This is a genomic window from Bacillus sp. FSL K6-2431, from assembly GCF_038005165.1.
In the GTDB taxonomy this organism is placed as follows: Bacteria; Bacillota; Bacilli; order Bacillales; family Bacillaceae; genus Bacillus; species Bacillus pumilus.
On sequence record NZ_JBBOSQ010000001.1, the window covers coordinates 3512961 to 3529875 of the forward strand.

Sequence of the window (16915 nt, forward strand, 5' to 3'; positions counted from 1 at the left end):
TAATCTGTGAACTTGACCAAAGTTTTGTATCATAATTCGTTTACTTTTTGTAAAATTAAAGTAGAATTAGAATTGTTTGTATAGTCTTAAAGGGGTTTTCACAAAGGGGAGGATGAAAGAAATGAAACGGAATCCACTTATACCATTTTTATTGATTGCCATTTTAGGTATTGGACTCACTTTTTTCTTATCAATGAAGGGGCTGAAAGATGAAGACAAAATCGCCTCTGGAGGCGAGGAGCAAAAGCAAGAAGAAACAGCGAATGCGACGCCGGAAGAATTGTATAAGCAAAACTGTCTGAGTTGTCACGGGGAAAACTATGAAGGCGGTGCTGGTCCTGCATTAAAAGGTGTTGGAGACAAGCTTGAAGTAGCAGACATTAAGAAGAAAATTCAAGAAGGCGGCAACGGGATGCCAGGCGGGCTAATCCCGAATGAGAAGCTTGATGAAATGTCAGAATGGGTATCCAAAATTAAATAAAGTTACGCAAAAAGCTCTTTTTGATCAGAAGAGCTTTTTTCATTTGAAAACGACTTTTAAAAAGTCCATAATTTATATAAGATAGACAAGTATGAACATTAAAGAAAAGTAGTGATACGTATGAATGAAATGAATTTATCAAAACGATTAAAAAGAGTCGCAGACTTTTTACCACATGAGGCTGTCTTTGCTGATATCGGCTCAGATCATGCCTATTTGCCGTGCTATGCAATCCTGCATCAAAAAGCAGTAAAAGCGGTTGCTGGTGAAATTACAGAAGGACCGCTTCAATCGGCGAAGCAGCAAGTACATAGACTTGAATTAGATGACCAGATCTCGGTCAGAAAAGGTAATGGTCTTGAAGTCATTGAAAAGGGCGAAGTGAATGCTGTAACGATTGCAGGTATGGGCGGAGCACTCATCGCAAGCATTTTACATGACGGCAAGCATAAGCTCACAGGCCATGAAAGGCTTATTCTTCAGCCGAATATCCATGCTCACCACATTCGTTTATGGCTCTATCAAGAGGGGTATGAATTGATGGGTGAAGTCATTTTAGAAGAGGATGGCAAAATATACGAAATCATCATCGCCGAAAAAGGCGACAAAGATAAAGCCTATGAAGGGATGTCAATTGAAACAGGCATGCTAGTTGGTCCGTTTCTTGCGAAAGAGCAAAATGACGTCTTCCGGCGCAAGTGGATGCAAGAGCTCCAGCATATGGAGAAGATAGAAAGTCAAATTCAGCAGGCAGCGCGAACAGAAGAGAACAAGGAGCGTCTTGAAGAGCTGCATGTAAAAATAAAGATTCTAAAGGAGGTTTTGACTGTTGGCTAAAACAGTAAACGGACATGAAATCATCCAATTATTTGAACAATTTTCACCAAAGGCATATGCCATGGAAGGAGACAAAATCGGTCTCCAGATTGGGACGTTAAATAAAAAGGTAAACAATGTCATGATCACCTTAGATGTACTAGAGAATGTGGTAGATGAGGCGATCGAAAAAAATGTGGATCTCATGATTGCTCACCATCCGCCGATCTTCCGTCCGTTAAAACATGTAGCGACAGATCAGCCAGCTGGACGAATCATTGAGAAATGCATCAAACATGATATTGCAGTATATGTGGCACATACGAATTTAGATGTGGCTGATGGAGGAGTCAATGACTTGCTTGCGGAGGCTTTAGAGCTTGAAGAAACAAGTGTGTTAGTCCCGACATATGAAGATCAAATCAAACAGCTTGCCCTCTATGTCCCGCAGGAATTTGAAGAAGCCATCCGGACAGCTTTAGGAAATGCGGGCGCCGGCCATATTGGCAACTACAGCCATTGTGCGTTTTCAAATGAAGGGACAGGCAGCTTTTTGCCATCAGAAGATGCGGACCCGTTCATTGGTGAGACCGGTCAATTGGAATTTGTTAAAGAAGTACGGATTGAAACCATTTTCCCGGCAAGTATTGAAAAACAAGTCATTCGTGAAATGATCAAAGCACATCCTTATGAAGAAGTCGCTTATAGTGTACACACGACAGACCTTCCTCCTATTCAAAAAGGGCTTGGCCGTATAGGGGAGCTAAGAGAGCCTATGCCCCTTGGAGACTTCGCGCGATTTGTGAAGACAAAGCTGGATGTAAATGGTGCTCGCTTTGTAGGTGATCAGGACGCTGTTGTGAAAAAAGTAGCTGTGCTTGGCGGAGACGGAAATAAATACATTCATCAAGCAAAAAGAATGGGTGCTGATGTGTATGTGACAGGGGATCTTTATTTCCATGTCGCCCATGATGCCATGATGCTCGGGCTGAACGTAGTGGACCCAGGGCATTATGCAGAAAAGATGATGAAAGAGGGCGTAAAGGCGAAGCTTCAATCGCTATGTTCAGAGAAAAAGTATGATGTACAGCTCTTTGTTTCTGAATCAAACACAAATCCATTTCAATTTATGTAAACAAAAAACGTCAGAGCATAGAAGCTCTGACGTTTATTTATTTCTTTGTTTTCACGCGCGGTAGTATTTTCGAAAGAGGAACCGATCGTTCAATCTTCCAAGTTGATTCATCATCCGGCTCGTAGTTTTCTAAGAAACGGATCACTTCTTTTGTAATAGGCGTTGGTGTAGAAGCGCCAGCAGTAATGGCAACGGTATTTACGCCTTGCAGCCACTCCAGCTTGAGCTCACTTAGGTCACCAATACGGTAAGCCTGCGTTCCAGCAATCTCCATTGACACTTGTGCCAGACGGTTGGAGTTATTACTTTTTGGATCGCCGACAACAATGGTAAGATCGGCTTGGCCAGCTTGCTGAGATACAGCTTCCTGACGTACTTGTGTCGCAAGACAAATTTCTTGATGGTACTCGACGTGAGGATATTTCTCTTTTATGAGCTCCATCAGATCGTGGACATCCCACTGAGACATCGTTGTCTGATTGGTGATAAGCAATTTATCTGATGTTAAATCGAGCGCCTCAATGTCCGCTTCTGATTCGACAAGATGCACCTTGTCAGGGGCTACTCCGACAGCTCCCTCTGGCTCAGGATGACCTTTTTTTCCGATATAAATAATGTCATACCCATCGGCTGTTTTCTCTGAAATGAGTTCATGTGTTTTTGTTACATCGGGACAGGTTGCATCAATGGCGACAAGACCTTTTTCTTCTGCAATTTGACGAACCTCAGGTGAAACGCCGTGAGCAGTGAAAATAACTGTTCCGCTTTCAACCTGCTTTAAAATGTCCAAGCGGTTTGGGCCGTCCAGTGTGTAGATCCCATCTTCTTCGAAGGCATCTGTCACGTGTTTGTTGTGCACAATCATACCTAATATATAAATTGGGCGTGGCAAGTTTTTATCAAGTGCGGCATTTTTAGCAATGACCATTGCATCTACAACGCCATAGCAATAGCCACGCGGCGAAATTTTAATTACATTCATTTATTCGTCCTCCTGTAGGGAAGTGCTGCTAGAGAAGAACAATATAAAAAGCCGTGGAAAAACGGCTTTTTATCATTCTCTAGCTTCCATTATAGCCAAAGTAAGCGTATATATCAAAGATTGTTATACGCAGGGGACACTTCGCCGTTAAAAGATCACTAGACATATAGTTTTGGAACAGAGCTGCCAGGTCTTTTTTTCGGTTTTACTTCAGGAGCAGGTGATGTGTGAGGATCTGCTTTTTTGACGAGGATGTCCTCTGGTTCTTCGTTTTCTTCTATTTCATCATCTCCTGATGCAACCTCTTTTTGCACTTCTGTTTCCTCGCCGATTTCTTTAGGTTCTTCATCTGTACTTGTTTCATCATCATCTGCACTGCCAAGCTGGCTGTACAGCTTAATCATCGCAGGTAAATTTCTGACTAAAGGACCGTATTGCTGAATCATTGGCGTAAATTGCTGCGCCATTCCGAGCACCTTTTGAACATTTCCCAACATGCTTGAGAGGGTTGCAGGATTTGCGAAGCTCTGGATTCCTTGTAATCCCGCACCACCTCCAGAAACCCCTGCTCCCCCTGCGCCAGGAAGAAATTTAGAGAGCAAGCCTTTCATTCCTGCTCCGCCGCCTAGTGCACGGCTTTCGCCTCCTGGAATTCCGCCCATTCCGCGTACACCGCCTCCCTGTACAGACGGGGAGCGAGGCATCATTTGCTGAAATTGATTGCCTTGCCCTTGAAAAGTCTGTTCGATAGGAGCCTGCTGCCTCCTTTGAAAAATTCCGGGCTGTCCGCCATTTCCAAGATGCCGGCGTGAGGGACGGTGCGGCTGAAAATCGCCCATAGGCCTTTGCCCTAACATACTTGTACCTCCCTTACTGCATTCTCTTTCTAATCATAGGTTATGCAAGGAAGCATCAATTGGTTTCCTGTAAGAAAAGCGGACATGGTTTTTTTGCTGAAAATCAGCTATAATGAGGAGATGAGCAAAAAGGCATTGCCTTAAGGAGTGAAAACATGAACGAAACAAAATTTACGACATATGAATTAAAGTCTTTTATAATAGATGCTATTCATGAACTGGGCTTTTATGAGCCAACTGATATTCAAAAAAGAATTATCCCTGCTGTGTTAAAAGGAGAAAGCGTGATTGGTCAATCACAAACAGGAACAGGGAAAACCCACGCGTACTTATTGCCGCTTATTCATTCAATTGATCCAAGCAAAGAGCACGTACAAGTCGTGATTACTGCACCTACAAGAGAATTAGCCAATCAAATTTTCAAAGAAGCCCAAACGATCTTAAAGAAGGCCTCTCCAGAAGAAGAAATTAAAGCAAAGCTTTACATTGGCGGAACGGACAAGCAGAAATCCATTCAAAAGCTAAAAAACCAGCCGCATTTGGTTGTCGGCACACCTGGACGTATTGCGGACCTCATTCATGAGCAGGCGCTGAACGTTTACAAAGCGACATCTCTTGTCATTGATGAAGCGGATTTAATGCTGGATATGGGCTTTTTAGAAGATGTGGACCGTATTGGTTCACAAATGCCAGAGCAGCTGCAAATGCTTGTGTTCTCAGCAACGATTCCAGAAAAACTAAAGCCATTCCTGAAAAAATATATGGACAATCCAAAATATGCCCATGTTGAACCAAAACGGATTACAGCTGAAAACATCCAGCATATTTTAGTCCCATCTAAACAGCGCGACAAGCTAAAATTGCTCCATGAAATGGTGACGAATGTACAGCCTTATTTAGGCATCATTTTTGCCAATACAAAAACAACCGTTGATGAAATCGCATCATTCCTACAAGAAAAAGGAATGAAAGTTGGAGTGCTTCATGGTGGATTAACGCCGCGCGAACGTAAAAAAGTGATGAAACAAATTGATGATTTAGAGTTCACTTATATTGTGGCATCTGACCTTGCAGCCCGCGGAATTGATATTAAAGGTGTCAGCCATGTGATCAACTATGAACTTCCATCTGATCTTGATTTTTATGTTCACCGTGTTGGTCGAACGGCTCGAGCTGGTTCATCTGGAATTGCGATGACTATTTATGAGCTTGCTGATGAGGATGCACTCATTCAAATTGAGAAAATGGGCGTTGTGTTTGAAAACAAAACCATTGTTCATGGCGAATGGCGAGATGCAGATGACCGCTTGAAGCGTCAAAGACGTAAAAAAGCACCTAATGAAATTGAAGAAAAAGCAAAGCGTCTTGTGAGAAAACCGAAAGCCGTCAAACCTGGATATAAAAAGAAAATGACACGTGAGATGGACAAAATCAAAAGACAGGAACGTAGAAAGTCAAAGCGTAATGGAAAGTAGGGGGAAACATTGTTGAAGATTGGTTCACATGTATCCATGAGCGGAAAACATATGCTTCTTGCAGCGAGTCAAGAAGCTGCCTCTTATGGTTCGAATACGTTTATGATTTATACAGGTGCACCGCAAAATACGCGCCGTAAAAAAATTGAAGACCTCAATATTGAAGCTGGACAAGCGCATATGAAAGAGCATGGTATGACAGATATCGTCGTGCATGCACCATATATTATTAATATTGGGAACACCGTCAATCCAGCGACGTTTGAGCTTGGTGTGGACTTCCTTCGCTCTGAGATTGAACGTACAGAAGCGCTAGGTGCGAGGCAGATTGTTCTCCACCCAGGTGCACATGTCGGAGCAGGACCAGAAGCAGGAATCCAAAAAATCATCGAAGGTTTAAACGAAGTCATCGTAAAAGGGCAAAAGGTTCAAATTGCACTTGAAACAATGGCTGGCAAAGGATCAGAGTGCGGAAGAAGCTTTGAAGAGCTTGCCCAAATTATCGACGGAGTGACACATAACGAAGCACTTTCTGTCTGCTTTGATACGTGTCACACACACGATGCTGGTTATCCGATTGTGACTGACTTTGATGGGGTGTTAGAAGAATTTGATCGAATCATTGGTATTGACCGAATCAAGGTTCTTCATATTAATGACAGTAAAAACGTACAAGGCGCAAGAAAAGACCGACATGAAAATATCGGCTTTGGTGAAATTGGCTTCGATGCACTGAACAATATTGTGCATCATCCGCAGCTTCAAGATGTACCAAAAATCTTAGAAACGCCTTATGTAGGTGAAGATAAAAAGAACAAAAAGCCACCTTACAAATTCGAAATTGCAATGCTAAAAGAAAAGCAATTTGACGAAGGCTTACTAGATAAAATTAAGAATCAGTAAAAAAGCATATAACATCATGAGGTGCCGCTAAATGCGGCCCTTTTTTGTTTAACTTGTAAACTGATTAAACAGATCATTGACAGTCTGAGCTGTCTGTTTAGATGTAATCGCTTCTACTTGCTTAAGAAGCCGGCTACGCTCTGCATCATTAAAAATATTGATGTTCTTCCCATTCATGAGTTTGGCCACCTCAGCAGCTTGGTTTGACGTTAAACTGACACCATACTGCTTCGCATACCTTAACAGATCATTTGCTGTGATCTGATTGAGCCGTTGCAGGACAATTTTTTGAATTAAAATCAATTCCATTCCTCCCCTCTGTAACAATGTATGGGCGAAAACGGAAAATGTGCAAAAAATTTTATTTTACCCTGTGAAATGATAAAATAGTAAAGTGAATAAAATGTTCATTGAAAATTTAAGTTGTGTAGAGGGGAGAACGTATGGCAAATAGTAAACAGCATAGAAAGGAATCAGTGCCTCATTTTATATTTAGAATTTTCCTGATTCTAGTAGGAGCTACATGCGCAGCAGTCAGCATTGAATTATTTTTAGTGCCAAACAATATTATCGATGGAGGCATCATCGGCATTTCGCTTATTTTGGATTATCTCTTTACAGATAACCCATTCATCAATTTTGCGACGATTGTTGTCATTTTGAATATTCCATTTATGATATCAGGATACAAACATATTGGGAAAACCTTTCTGGTTTCCACAGTAATTGGGATTGTCAGCTTAGCCGTGATTGAATCTTCGCTCCATCATGTAGAGGCATTTACAAATCAGCCAATCTTAGCCACTGTATTTGGCGGGCTATTACTTGGTTTTGGTGTGGGACTTGTCATTCGAAATGGAGGCTCAATGGATGGAACAGAGATCTTAGGCATTCTGCTAACGAAAAAAATTCCATTCTCCGTCGGTGAGTTTGTCATGATCGTCAATGTGTTCATTTTTATTTGGGCAGGCTTTGTCTTCGGACCAGAGCAGGCTATGTATTCTGTTATGACATATTATTTGGCAATGAAAACAATTGATGCTGTCATTCAAGGGCTTGATGAAACAAAAGCTGTCATTATCGTGTCAGATTATTATGATGAAATTTCAGATGCGATTCTTCATCGACTTGGAAGGGGAACGACAAAGCTGAGAGGGAAAGGCGGTTATACAGATGAAGAAAAAGATGTCATCTACGCCGTTGTCACAAGACTTGAAATCACAAAGCTAAAATCCATTGTATTTGAAATTGATAGTCAAGCATTTATTACGATTATGGATACGCATGAAACAAAAGGCGGTAAGTTCAAAACAGCCATTCATTAGCTTTTATTTTACTTTTTAATCTTTCTTTTATATAATGAAATGTATGTATGGACAGAGAAAATGGCAAAAGCCATTTTCTTTTTGTTGTATAAATCGTAATCATTCTTTTTATATTGATTAAAGGTGGAAAGATTCATGGCAAAGCCAATTATTGAAATGAAGGACATTTCGTACTCGTATGGACAGCGAAATGTCATAGATCACATTCATTTAACAGTCGAGGAAGGAAATTTTCTAGCACTTGTTGGACCGAATGGATCTGGTAAAACAACCTTATTAAAGTGCCTGCTTGGGCTCATTAAACCACAGCAAGGTGAATTAAAGCTATTTGGCACGCCTGCTTCAAAATTTAGAGACTGGGATCAAATTGGATTTGTTTCTCAAAAGGCGAATAGTTTTAATACAGGTTTCCCTGCTTCTGTTTACGAAGTCGTCGCAAGTGGATTGACGGCGAAAATAGGTTTATTCAAACGAATGAGCAAGCAGGATAAATGGCAAGTTGAGGAAGCCATTCGTTCAGTTGGGATACAAGATTTAAAGCACCAAAACATCGGGGAACTTTCAGGCGGTCAGCAGCAGCGTGCCTTTATTGCACGTGCGCTCGTCAGTCAGCCGAAGCTGCTCATTTTAGATGAACCGACGGTTGGGGTAGACCAGCGGACAGTAGAAGGCTTTTATCAGCTGCTCGAAACATTAAACAAAGAAAAAGGAATGTCTTTAATTCTCGTCACACACGACGTGGGCACCGTTTCTGATAAAGTCACCCATGTGGCTTGTTTAAATCAGACACTTCATTTCCACGGAGATGCAGCAACGTTTGATTCAATGGATGATCAGGCGTTATCTCAATTTTACGGACATGACATTCAAGTGATTCATCACGATCATCACCATCATGGGGGACATGAATAATGCTATTTCCATTTTTTCATTATGAATTTTTACAAAATGCGTTTATCGCAGGAATGCTGATCGGTTTTATTGCGCCCTTGCTTGGTGTATTTATCGTCGTGAGAAGGCTCTCGCTGATTGCAGATGCCCTCAGTCACGTATCACTTGCCGGTATTGCAGCTAGTTTATTTCTTGATAAAAAGTTTGGCCTCTTGACAGGGGTAAGCCCGCTGTACTTAGGGATGGCGTTTTCTGTTGCCGGTTCGTTATTTATTGAACGCCTGCGCTCTGTGTATAAGCATTATCAGGAGCTGGCGATACCTATTATTTTATCAGGCGGTATCGGGATTTCCGTCATCTTCATTTCACTAGCGAATGGCTTTAATACAGATTTGTTTAGTTATTTGTTCGGAAGTGTCAGTGCGGTGTCGAGATTAGATCTTTGGATTGTTGTTGGGATCTCACTCGTTGTGGTGTTAGTTGTCGTGCTTTTATATAAAGAATTATTTTTACTTTCTTTTGATGAAGAGCATGCAAAGGCTTCTGGTATTTCAGCGAAATGGATTCATTTTATTTTTATCTTAGTTGTTGCACTTGTCATTGCGGCATCGATGCGTATCGTAGGTACACTACTTGTCTCTGCGCTCATGACACTTCCTGTTGCGGCAAGTATCCGCATTGCTAAAGGGTTCAAACAGGCGATTTTCCTTTCGATCTTGTTCGGTGAATTGTCTGTATTGGCGGGATTGATCTTAAGCTATTATCTAGATTTAGCGCCAGGCGGAACCATTGTGATGCTGTCCATTTTGATTTTAATCGGATGTATTTTTATTGGAAAATTCAAAAGGGGGAATCATCATGAACGTACAAGAAGCGCTTGATTTATTAAAGGAAAAAGGCTACAAGTATACAAGCAAACGTGAAGACATGCTTCAACTGTTTTCTGATTCTGATAAATATTTGACTGCTAAAAATGTGCTGACGGCACTAAGTGAAGACTACCCGGGTCTTAGCTTTGATACGATTTACCGAAACCTGTCGCTATATGAAGACTTAGGTATATTAGAAACAACGGAATTGTCAGGTGAGAAGCTTTTTCGTTTTAAATGTTCCTTTTCTCATCACCACCATCATTTTATTTGTCTGACATGCGGTAAAACAAAGGAGATCGATGCCTGCCCTATGGACAAGTTAGACGCCGATCTAGAGGATTATCACATTAGCGGACATAAATTCGAAATATACGGAACGTGTCCTTCCTGCGAACCGAAGGAAGTTCACTCATAAAACAGCCAGCCGCAGAGCTGGCTTTTTCTCTTGTCTTTTTGAAAACGTTTTACAAAGGGCGGCTGTTTCATTAAAATGAGAACAAGGTACTGAAGAAATTTGTGTCTTTTGGAGTAAAGGGAGGGTCAAAAATGGCGTATTATGTCGTGTTTGATGTAGGCGGGACGAGAACAAAACATGGATTAATGGATCGGGATGGGGAGTTGGTCACGAGCGGTGACTATGAAACGAACTGCCGTCAGCTTGAACCGTTTTTAGAAGCGATGGCGGATGTGGTCAAACAATATCAGAGAACGTCAGATGTTAGCGGAATCGCTATTAGTCTTCCGGGCTTTGTGGACAGTGAAACAGGTTATACAGAATTTGCAGGAGCCATCATTGCCTTAAATGGTCAAAATGTAAAAACTCTTTTAGAAGAGAAAACCTCTCTTCGTGTTGAAGTCGAAAATGATGCGAACTGTGCAGCTCTTGCAGAAAAATACAGTGGCCATGCGAAAGAGTGTGACAGTTTTATTTGTATGACGCTTGGCACAGGTGTTGGCGGTGGTATTTTCGCTGGCGGTCAGCTTGTACGCGGGGCTTCCTTCCGCGGCGGTGAATTTGGCATGATGCTGACAGAGACAGACAATGGACAATTTACAACACTCAACAGCAGTGCTTCAACAGCTGGTTTAATTCGCAGCTATAAAGAAAAGCAAGGAATTCCGCAAAGCACGCAAATAGACGGTCAAGACATTTTTGAAAAGGCAAAGCATGATCCGTCCATTGAAAAGCTAGTGGATCAGTGGTACAAGCGAATCGCCATTGGTATTTACAATGTAGCAACTGTCCTTAATCCTGAGAAAATCCTCATTGGTGGCGGTGTAAGTGCAAGACCAGATTTGCTATCAAATATTGAGAAACATTTACATACTCTGCCTGCGTGGAAGAACATTCAAGTGAAGGTGGAAACGTGCTATTACTTGAATCAGGCAGGCATGAAGGGAGCGCTGTACCATTTCCTCATGACAGAAGGGAAGCTTGCTCCATCAAAAAAGCCGATACATTAGAGTATCGGCTTTTCTGTATTAATAAGCAGTTTCCAAACGCTGCTCGTATTGTTTAATCCATTGAGATGCTTCCTGCCAGTTGTTGACGCGTATAATCCTGTCGTCAATGGGCATTTGATTATATGGGGAGTTAAAAAGAATAACCGGGATGTCAGCCTCTTTTGCAATCATTGTGGCATTTCCATGATGATCCTCGAAAAACACATCAATTTTGTGCTTTTGAACAGCTTCGAGCTTATGATGACCGCCAACCAGCTCAATGTCATCATAGTGCACGTGATGTTTGTGAAACCACTCGTAGGTGATATCCGCATGATGCTGCCTTCTCGCTGTAATATAGATCAGCCTGTGTTGATGTTTCATTTGATCAAGCATCTCTTTTGCGTCCTTAGCAGGCTTTGCCTGTTTATATATAAGAGGCTCATGCTGATTCATCCAGCCCCAAAACTCTTCTTGAGAAATATTTAAAAGCTTCGTCAAATCATATTCTGTCATATCATCTAGTGTCATGGCACATTGGAACGACTCATTTAAATAGGGAACAAAGGTGTCCTGCGCCGTCACTGTGCCATCTATATCAATTCCTAAACGTAACATGCCCACACTCCTCATTTTTATACTCTTAAAGTGTAACATAATCAATTCACAATTCCAGCAAGTTTTAGCAAACATGAAACAGACATTTTTGCTCATACTAAAAAAGCTCCTTTCTATTAACCAAAAGGGGGAATTGATCATGGAAAGAGACGAAGATTTCAGAAGAAATGATCGTGAAATCGACACACACTTTAGTAATGATGATGGCTATCTAGAGGAAACAGCTGCTGAAATTGCAGAGCCATATCAGGCTTCAAGAGATCGAGTAGACAGACGAGAACGTGACCAAGTAGGTGACGATTCAGGCAGTAAGGGGATAGGCTATACAGCACTCGCGATTGCGATTATCTCGTTATTTGTCTTGCCGGTGCTATTAGGAGTAGCGGCAATCGTCGTTGGTTATATTGCAAGAAGAAAAGGAGCACATGCGCTTGGCGCATGGTCAATCGGGATCGGAATTGTTTCCGTCATCCTTGGCATATTTATCACCCCGTTCTTTTAACAAGAACAGAAAAACGCCTGACAGTGACGTCAGGCGTTTTTTGTTATGCGTTGGCTTTTGCTTTTTCAGCTTCCATTTTTGCATAATGCTCTTCAGCAATTTTATCGATTTCTTTTTTCAGTTCTTCGACCATTGTTTCTTCTGGCACTTTACGAACAATTTCACCTTTACGGAACAATAGGCCTTCGCCTCTAGCTCCGGCAATTCCGATATCAGCTTCACGCGCTTCACCTGGACCGTTTACAGCACAGCCAAGAACAGCTACTTTAATCGGTGCTTTAATCGTGGAGATATATTCTTCGACTTCATTTGCAATGCTAATGAGGTCAATTTCAATTCGTCCACAAGTTGGGCAAGAGATCAGTGTGGCTGCATTTGCTGCAAGACCAAATGATTTCAACAGTTCACGTGCTACTTTTACTTCCTCAACTGGATCAGCACTTAAAGAGATGCGGAGTGTATTCCCAATCCCCATATTCAAGATAGCGCCGAGACCAGCTGCACTTTTGACCGTACCTGCAAATAATGTACCTGATTCTGTAATTCCAAGGTGAAGAGGGTAGTCAAATGCTTTTGCAGCTTTTTCGTACGCCTCAATCGCTAGGTTGACATCAGATGCTTTCATGCTGACGATGATATCATGAAAATCTAGATCTTCAAGAATTTTAATGTGGTGCAGTGCACTTTCGACCATACCATCTGCTGTTGGGTAGCCGTATTTATCAAGAATTTTTTTCTCTAATGAACCAGCGTTTACCCCAATACGGATTGGAATGCCTTTTTCTTTTGCTGCTTTCACAACCGCTTCGACTTTTTCTCGTCTTCCGATGTTTCCTGGGTTGATTCGAATTTTGTCTGCACCTGCTTCAATCGCTTTCAGTGCAAGCTTGTAGTCAAAATGAATATCGACAACTAGCGGGATGTTGATCTGTTTTTTTATGTCTGCAATCGCATTTGCTGCACGCTCGTCTGGGCATGCGATACGCACGATTTGACAGCCAGCTTCTTCAAGACGCTTAATTTCAGCTACTGTCGCTTCGACATCATGTGTTTTGGTTGTTGCCATACTTTGAATGACAACCTCATTATTTCCACCTATAGTTAAAGGTCCCACTTTGACGGGACGTGTTTTAGTACGATGTGTGACTTCACTCACTTGTCAATCGCTCCTTAGTGTACAAGCAATTCTTTGCCATGTACGTCTTGTTTTACAGTTCATATTGTAACAGTCTCTTTGTATGAATGACAAGGAATTAACGTTTTATCTCTTATATACCGGAAACTTATATGTGCTGCCTGCCCGAATTTCGTTTGCTTTGACGCCTTGATTCAGCTCTTCAAAATCTTCAATGACTTCATCAAGAGGCTTACTTGTATGGACGATAGAGACGACGGTTTCACCTTGTTTCACTGTGACGTTCTTATATGCTTTTTTCTCAGGTGTTTGAAAGGCATTTGCAGGGACAGCTGGACCTTCTTCAACGGGAATGGTGCCATTTTTTAAATCAAAAAAGATAATAAATAGGACAAACAAACTGATTAGCAAAAAAATAATACGCCGCATTTCACTCACCGCTTTTAAGAGTTTACTTCAGTCTATGCGTGTCCCGAAATGATAGAACCAACATGAGGAAAAAAGCTGGAAAGGGAGGTTCTAGTTCGTTCTAGTGTGTCTTGTATTGAATTTACGCTCGGCGGTGCTTTTTCAAGCTTCTATCACGATTATGATAAAATAAAAGCAGGGGGGAGAGTTTATGAAGAAAATCAGTCAGCATATATATGTGAGAGCGCTAACAGAAGAAGATGCACAATCACTACTCGCACTTGAACTTGAGAATCGCTCCTATTTTCAGCAATTTACACCTTTGGTCAAAGATGATTTTTTCACGTTATCTCGTCAAATTGAACGAATTCAGCGCAGTGTGGAAAGATGCGTACAGGATGAAGCCTACATGCACGGTATTTTCTTAAATGAAACAGATGCCTTAATTGGGACAATCTCATTAAATTCTGTCGTAAGAGGCCCGGTAGAAGGAGCTTGGCTGGGGTATGTACTTGATGAAAAGCATGGCGGGAAAGGGTATATGACAGAAGCCATTCGTTTAATCATCGATTATGCCTTTGATGAGCTGCACCTGCATCGTATTGAAGCTGGAGTAAAGCCGAGTAATATAGGTTCCATTCGTGTGCTTGAAAAGACAGGTTTTGAAAATGAGGGACTCAATCGTAAAAAAGTAAAGATTAATGACGTGTGGGAAGATCATTATTTGTTTGCGATCATTCATCCGGATGAATCATAGAGAATGCACATACATAAAAAGCTCCTCCAAGTTGGGGGAGCTTTCATATACTAAATTAATTTTTGACAAGTGGTTTATGTTTAGCGGGTATTTCTTTTACGACAAGGTATAAGAAGATAAAGTTAATGACCCAATTTAATAAAAATGAATTCGCAACAGGCGTGTTTAATGCACTCATGATGGCGAAAAAGACTGTTGTTAATGTGAGTGAGTAAGCAGAGAGCTTCCATAGCATTTGGAAGGACAGCTCTTTTTGCTGCATGCGTTTAATAAATGTACCAAGCATCGCAAGGAAAGTTGCGCTAATGAACATGAGAGCCGCAGTTGATAGATATAACAGCACACAGATGACTGGGATAATAATCGCTTGATTCTGATTTGTGACGCGGGCAAGTTCGTCTTTTGTCAGCGTCCCACCAAGCAGTTGATACGGGATATCTGTCATTTGCCCATCAATAGCAATCACAGCTTTTTCTTTTAATAATGCGATGGCCGTTTGCTTTGATTCAAGCTCACTTGCTTTTATTTTTTCAGCAGGATCAAAAATGATCGTAATGCCGTTTTCTTCTTTTTCTATCGGTTCACTTTGATCCGCTTGAAGCTTTCCTTTTTCGATTGAGAAATCAGGTAAATCTTTTTTGATCACATGCTGAAATCCTGACATCGCATTCGAGATCTCTTGACTCATATGATAGCCCTGTGGAACTGCTGCGATGATCGAAAGGATAAAAATGAATAAAATCGCTTTGCCAATCCCTGTAAACCGTGCTTTCGCAATATCTTTTGGTGAATAAATGCCTTTTAACAATAGTTTAAATACGTTCAATCAATTCACTTCCTACATTCTTTTCTATTTCTCATATTGTATCAATGTCTATCTAACAAGTACAAGTATGGCCTTCATTGCTGGTTAAGATAGAGGGAATGAGGCATAATGTATACAGCAAATAAAAAGGAGGCGGCTGTGACTTGGACGTGCTGTATTGGATTCTGATCATTTGTGCATTTATCATTGCATTTGTTGGACTTGTTTATCCAATTATCCCTAGTGTGGTTTTTATGGTTCTCGGATTTATTCTATATGGTTTCTTTTTCAGCTTCGAGCCGCTGACACTGACGTTTTGGCTCATTCAAGCCGTATTTACCGCGGTATTATTTGCGGCAGATTATGTCTCGAACCTGATTGGGGTCAAGCGTTTTGGCGGTAGCCGTGCAGCTATTTGGGGAAGCACCATTGGGTTATTAGTCGGTCCTTTTGTGATTCCGATTGCAGGAATTATCATTGGTCCATTTATCGGAAGTGTTATAGCAGAGCTCCTTGTTCATCAAAAAGATGTGAAAACAAGTGTGAAAGTAGGATTAGGCTCGTTAATCGGATTTATATCAGGTGTATTTGCCAAAGGATTGATTCAAGCGCTGATGCTGGGCATCTTTTTATTTTATGTTCTTCGATAAATAGAAAAAGGGCGTTTAAAACTCTTTCTAAAGGGCTAAATACAAAATAAACACTGAAATGTTTCAGATCATGAGCAATAACGTTGAAACAAGCCAATTCTTTTGATACTCTTTGAGTAGGGTGAATTGCTTGCTTACGACCTAAGGAAGCATTTCAGTACATACATTTCTAAGGAGGAATTTAACCATGGCTTTTAAACTTCCAGAATTACCATATGCTTACGATGCATTAGAACCACATATCGACAAGGAAACAATGACGATTCACCACACAAAACACCACAACACATATGTAACAAACTTAAACAAAGCAATCGAAGGTGTATCAGCTCTTGAAGATCAATCAATCGAAGAGCTAGTGGCTAACCTAAACTCTGTACCTGAAAACGTTCGTACAGCTGTACGTAACAATGGCGGAGGACATGCTAACCACTCATTATTCTGGACGCTTCTTTCACCAAACGGTGGCGGCGCACCAACTGGTGAACTTGCAGATGCAATCGAAAAAGAATTAGGCGGATTTGAAAAATTCAAATCTGATTTCGCTGCAGCAGCTGCAGGACGCTTTGGTTCTGGTTGGGCATGGCTTGTTGTGAACAATGGCAAACTTGAAATCACAAGCACGCCAAACCAAGATTCTCCTTTAACTGAAGGAAAAACACCAATTCTAGGACTTGACGTTTGGGAGCATGCTTACTACCTAAACTACCAAAACCGTCGTCCTGATTACATTTCAGCTTTCTGGAATGTTGTGAACTGGGATGAAGTGGCTCGCCTTTACAGCGAAGCTAAATAAACCATTTGATTTGAAAAGACCTGCTCTTTAGAGAAGCAGGTCTTTTTATATTTTCCCTCCTTTT

Annotated in this window: 21 protein-coding genes; 14 read left to right on the plus strand and 7 right to left on the minus strand. The window is 41.3% G+C overall.

Features of this window, described 5'->3' with window-relative positions; all coding sequences use genetic code 11:
• Positions 1-121: 121 nt before the first annotated feature.
• The 3 genes from cccA to MHH40_RS17765 all read left to right on the plus strand — a co-directional run bounded on the left by cccA (position 122) and on the right by MHH40_RS17765 (position 2432).
• Positions 122-481, plus strand: a complete 360-nt coding sequence (cccA, locus tag MHH40_RS17755) for a cytochrome c550 (protein WP_003217503.1) — start codon at positions 122-124, stop codon at positions 479-481.
• A 120-nt stretch (positions 482-601) separates the two neighbouring features.
• A complete protein-coding gene (locus tag MHH40_RS17760; protein ID WP_106029136.1) occupies positions 602-1318 on the plus strand; it encodes a tRNA (adenine(22)-N(1))-methyltransferase in 717 nt (238 codons plus the stop codon).
• Positions 1311-2432, plus strand: coding sequence for a Nif3-like dinuclear metal center hexameric protein (locus tag MHH40_RS17765; RefSeq protein ID WP_268458405.1), 1122 nt, complete (start codon positions 1311-1313; stop codon positions 2430-2432). The genes MHH40_RS17760 and MHH40_RS17765 overlap by 8 nt, the downstream gene beginning before the upstream one ends.
• A gap of 37 nt (positions 2433-2469) precedes the next feature.
• Here the strand turns inward: MHH40_RS17765 and MHH40_RS17770 are convergent, their stop codons facing one another.
• Positions 2470-3414, minus strand: a complete 945-nt coding sequence (locus MHH40_RS17770; protein WP_003217509.1) for a 4-hydroxy-3-methylbut-2-enyl diphosphate reductase — start codon at positions 3412-3414, stop codon at positions 2470-2472.
• 158 nt (positions 3415-3572) lie between these two features.
• Positions 3573-4271: a VrrA/YqfQ family protein gene (gene vrrA, locus MHH40_RS17775; protein WP_335355991.1), complete on the minus strand. Its 699-nt coding sequence runs from the start codon at positions 4269-4271 to the stop codon at positions 3573-3575.
• 155 nt (positions 4272-4426) lie between these two features.
• Here vrrA and MHH40_RS17780 point away from each other — a divergent pair, with 155 nt between their 5' ends.
• Both MHH40_RS17780 and MHH40_RS17785 read left to right on the plus strand, forming a co-directional pair.
• Positions 4427-5746 (plus strand): DEAD/DEAH box helicase, encoded by a 1320-nt coding sequence (locus MHH40_RS17780; protein ID WP_003217519.1) that lies wholly within the window; start codon positions 4427-4429, stop codon positions 5744-5746.
• Positions 5747-5755: 9 nt separating this feature from the next.
• Entirely contained in the window at positions 5756-6649 is an 894-nt protein-coding gene (locus MHH40_RS17785) for a deoxyribonuclease IV (RefSeq protein WP_003217337.1), read from the plus strand.
• Positions 6650-6697: 48 nt separating this feature from the next.
• On the opposite strand, the gene MHH40_RS17790 is transcribed toward MHH40_RS17785, so the two are convergent.
• Positions 6698-6952: a DUF2624 domain-containing protein gene (locus tag MHH40_RS17790; RefSeq protein ID WP_003217420.1), complete on the minus strand. Its 255-nt coding sequence runs from the start codon at positions 6950-6952 to the stop codon at positions 6698-6700.
• A gap of 140 nt (positions 6953-7092) precedes the next feature.
• Here MHH40_RS17790 and MHH40_RS17795 point away from each other — a divergent pair, with 140 nt between their 5' ends.
• From MHH40_RS17795 to MHH40_RS17815, 5 genes are all read left to right on the plus strand, one after another.
• Positions 7093-7974 (plus strand): YitT family protein, encoded by an 882-nt coding sequence (locus tag MHH40_RS17795; RefSeq protein WP_003217308.1) that lies wholly within the window; start codon positions 7093-7095, stop codon positions 7972-7974.
• A gap of 135 nt (positions 7975-8109) precedes the next feature.
• Positions 8110-8886 (plus strand): metal ABC transporter ATP-binding protein, encoded by a 777-nt coding sequence (locus MHH40_RS17800; RefSeq protein ID WP_050943751.1) that lies wholly within the window; start codon positions 8110-8112, stop codon positions 8884-8886.
• Positions 8886-9746 carry a metal ABC transporter permease gene (locus tag MHH40_RS17805; RefSeq protein WP_003217436.1) on the plus strand — a complete coding sequence of 287 codons (861 nt, stop codon included), beginning with the start codon at positions 8886-8888 and terminating at the stop codon, positions 9744-9746. Before MHH40_RS17800 ends, MHH40_RS17805 begins: the two co-directional genes overlap by 1 nt.
• Positions 9724-10152 carry a Fur family transcriptional regulator gene (locus MHH40_RS17810; RefSeq protein WP_003217433.1) on the plus strand — a complete coding sequence of 143 codons (429 nt, stop codon included), beginning with the start codon at positions 9724-9726 and terminating at the stop codon, positions 10150-10152. Before MHH40_RS17805 ends, MHH40_RS17810 begins: the two co-directional genes overlap by 23 nt.
• A 131-nt stretch (positions 10153-10283) precedes the next feature.
• The gene (locus MHH40_RS17815; RefSeq protein ID WP_340901391.1) at positions 10284-11201 is read left to right on the plus strand and encodes an ROK family protein; all 918 of its coding nucleotides are present in this window, start codon (positions 10284-10286) and stop codon (positions 11199-11201) included.
• An 18-nt stretch (positions 11202-11219) separates the two neighbouring features.
• On the opposite strand, the gene MHH40_RS17820 is transcribed toward MHH40_RS17815, so the two are convergent.
• The gene (locus tag MHH40_RS17820; RefSeq protein ID WP_050943753.1) at positions 11220-11798 is read right to left on the minus strand and encodes a 5' nucleotidase, NT5C type; all 579 of its coding nucleotides are present in this window, start codon (positions 11796-11798) and stop codon (positions 11220-11222) included.
• A gap of 139 nt (positions 11799-11937) precedes the next feature.
• On the opposite strand from MHH40_RS17820, the gene MHH40_RS17825 reads away from it, so the two are divergent.
• Entirely contained in the window at positions 11938-12300 is a 363-nt protein-coding gene (locus MHH40_RS17825) for a DUF308 domain-containing protein (RefSeq protein ID WP_003217474.1), read from the plus strand.
• Positions 12301-12343: 43 nt separating this feature from the next.
• On the opposite strand, the gene ispG is transcribed toward MHH40_RS17825, so the two are convergent.
• Positions 12344-13456: a flavodoxin-dependent (E)-4-hydroxy-3-methylbut-2-enyl-diphosphate synthase gene (ispG, locus tag MHH40_RS17830; RefSeq protein WP_050943754.1), complete on the minus strand. Its 1113-nt coding sequence runs from the start codon at positions 13454-13456 to the stop codon at positions 12344-12346.
• A 105-nt stretch (positions 13457-13561) separates the two neighbouring features.
• The gene (locus MHH40_RS17835; RefSeq protein WP_003217371.1) at positions 13562-13864 is read right to left on the minus strand and encodes a hypothetical protein; all 303 of its coding nucleotides are present in this window, start codon (positions 13862-13864) and stop codon (positions 13562-13564) included.
• Between the two features lie 190 nt (positions 13865-14054).
• Between MHH40_RS17835 and MHH40_RS17840 the strand changes: the two genes are divergently transcribed.
• Entirely contained in the window at positions 14055-14600 is a 546-nt protein-coding gene (locus MHH40_RS17840; RefSeq protein ID WP_050943755.1) for a GNAT family N-acetyltransferase, read from the plus strand.
• Positions 14601-14655: 55 nt separating this feature from the next.
• Here the strand turns inward: MHH40_RS17840 and MHH40_RS17845 are convergent, their stop codons facing one another.
• A complete protein-coding gene (locus tag MHH40_RS17845; protein ID WP_003217320.1) occupies positions 14656-15426 on the minus strand; it encodes a DUF1189 domain-containing protein in 771 nt (256 codons plus the stop codon).
• A gap of 143 nt (positions 15427-15569) precedes the next feature.
• Between MHH40_RS17845 and MHH40_RS17850 the strand changes: the two genes are divergently transcribed.
• Both MHH40_RS17850 and sodA read left to right on the plus strand, forming a co-directional pair.
• Positions 15570-16055, plus strand: a complete 486-nt coding sequence (locus MHH40_RS17850; RefSeq protein WP_003217408.1) for a DUF456 domain-containing protein — start codon at positions 15570-15572, stop codon at positions 16053-16055.
• A gap of 187 nt (positions 16056-16242) precedes the next feature.
• Positions 16243-16851 (plus strand): superoxide dismutase SodA, encoded by a 609-nt coding sequence (gene sodA, locus MHH40_RS17855; RefSeq protein ID WP_003217313.1) that lies wholly within the window; start codon positions 16243-16245, stop codon positions 16849-16851.
• Positions 16852-16915: the final 64 nt, after the last annotated feature.

Coding starts and splice junctions, on each gene's coding strand:
- MHH40_RS17810 (WP_003217433.1), top strand. CDS start 9,724: ATGAACGTACAAGAAGCGCTTGATTTATTAAAGGAAAAAGGCTACAAG.
- MHH40_RS17840 (WP_050943755.1), top strand. CDS start 14,055: ATGAAGAAAATCAGTCAGCATATATATGTGAGAGCGCTAACAGAAGAA.
- MHH40_RS17820 (WP_050943753.1), bottom strand. CDS start 11,798: ATGTTACGTTTAGGAATTGATATAGATGGCACAGTGACGGCGCAGGAC.
- MHH40_RS17815 (WP_340901391.1), top strand. CDS start 10,284: ATGGCGTATTATGTCGTGTTTGATGTAGGCGGGACGAGAACAAAACAT.
- MHH40_RS17770 (WP_003217509.1), bottom strand. CDS start 3,414: ATGAATGTAATTAAAATTTCGCCGCGTGGCTATTGCTATGGCGTTGTA.
- MHH40_RS17825 (WP_003217474.1), top strand. CDS start 11,938: ATGGAAAGAGACGAAGATTTCAGAAGAAATGATCGTGAAATCGACACA.
- MHH40_RS17760 (WP_106029136.1), top strand. CDS start 602: ATGAATGAAATGAATTTATCAAAACGATTAAAAAGAGTCGCAGACTTT.
- sodA (WP_003217313.1), top strand. CDS start 16,243: ATGGCTTTTAAACTTCCAGAATTACCATATGCTTACGATGCATTAGAA.
- MHH40_RS17795 (WP_003217308.1), top strand. CDS start 7,093: ATGGCAAATAGTAAACAGCATAGAAAGGAATCAGTGCCTCATTTTATA.
- MHH40_RS17780 (WP_003217519.1), top strand. CDS start 4,427: ATGAACGAAACAAAATTTACGACATATGAATTAAAGTCTTTTATAATA.
- cccA (WP_003217503.1), top strand. CDS start 122: ATGAAACGGAATCCACTTATACCATTTTTATTGATTGCCATTTTAGGT.
- MHH40_RS17805 (WP_003217436.1), top strand. CDS start 8,886: ATGCTATTTCCATTTTTTCATTATGAATTTTTACAAAATGCGTTTATC.
- MHH40_RS17835 (WP_003217371.1), bottom strand. CDS start 13,864: ATGCGGCGTATTATTTTTTTGCTAATCAGTTTGTTTGTCCTATTTATT.
- vrrA (WP_335355991.1), bottom strand. CDS start 4,271: ATGTTAGGGCAAAGGCCTATGGGCGATTTTCAGCCGCACCGTCCCTCA.
- MHH40_RS17800 (WP_050943751.1), top strand. CDS start 8,110: ATGGCAAAGCCAATTATTGAAATGAAGGACATTTCGTACTCGTATGGA.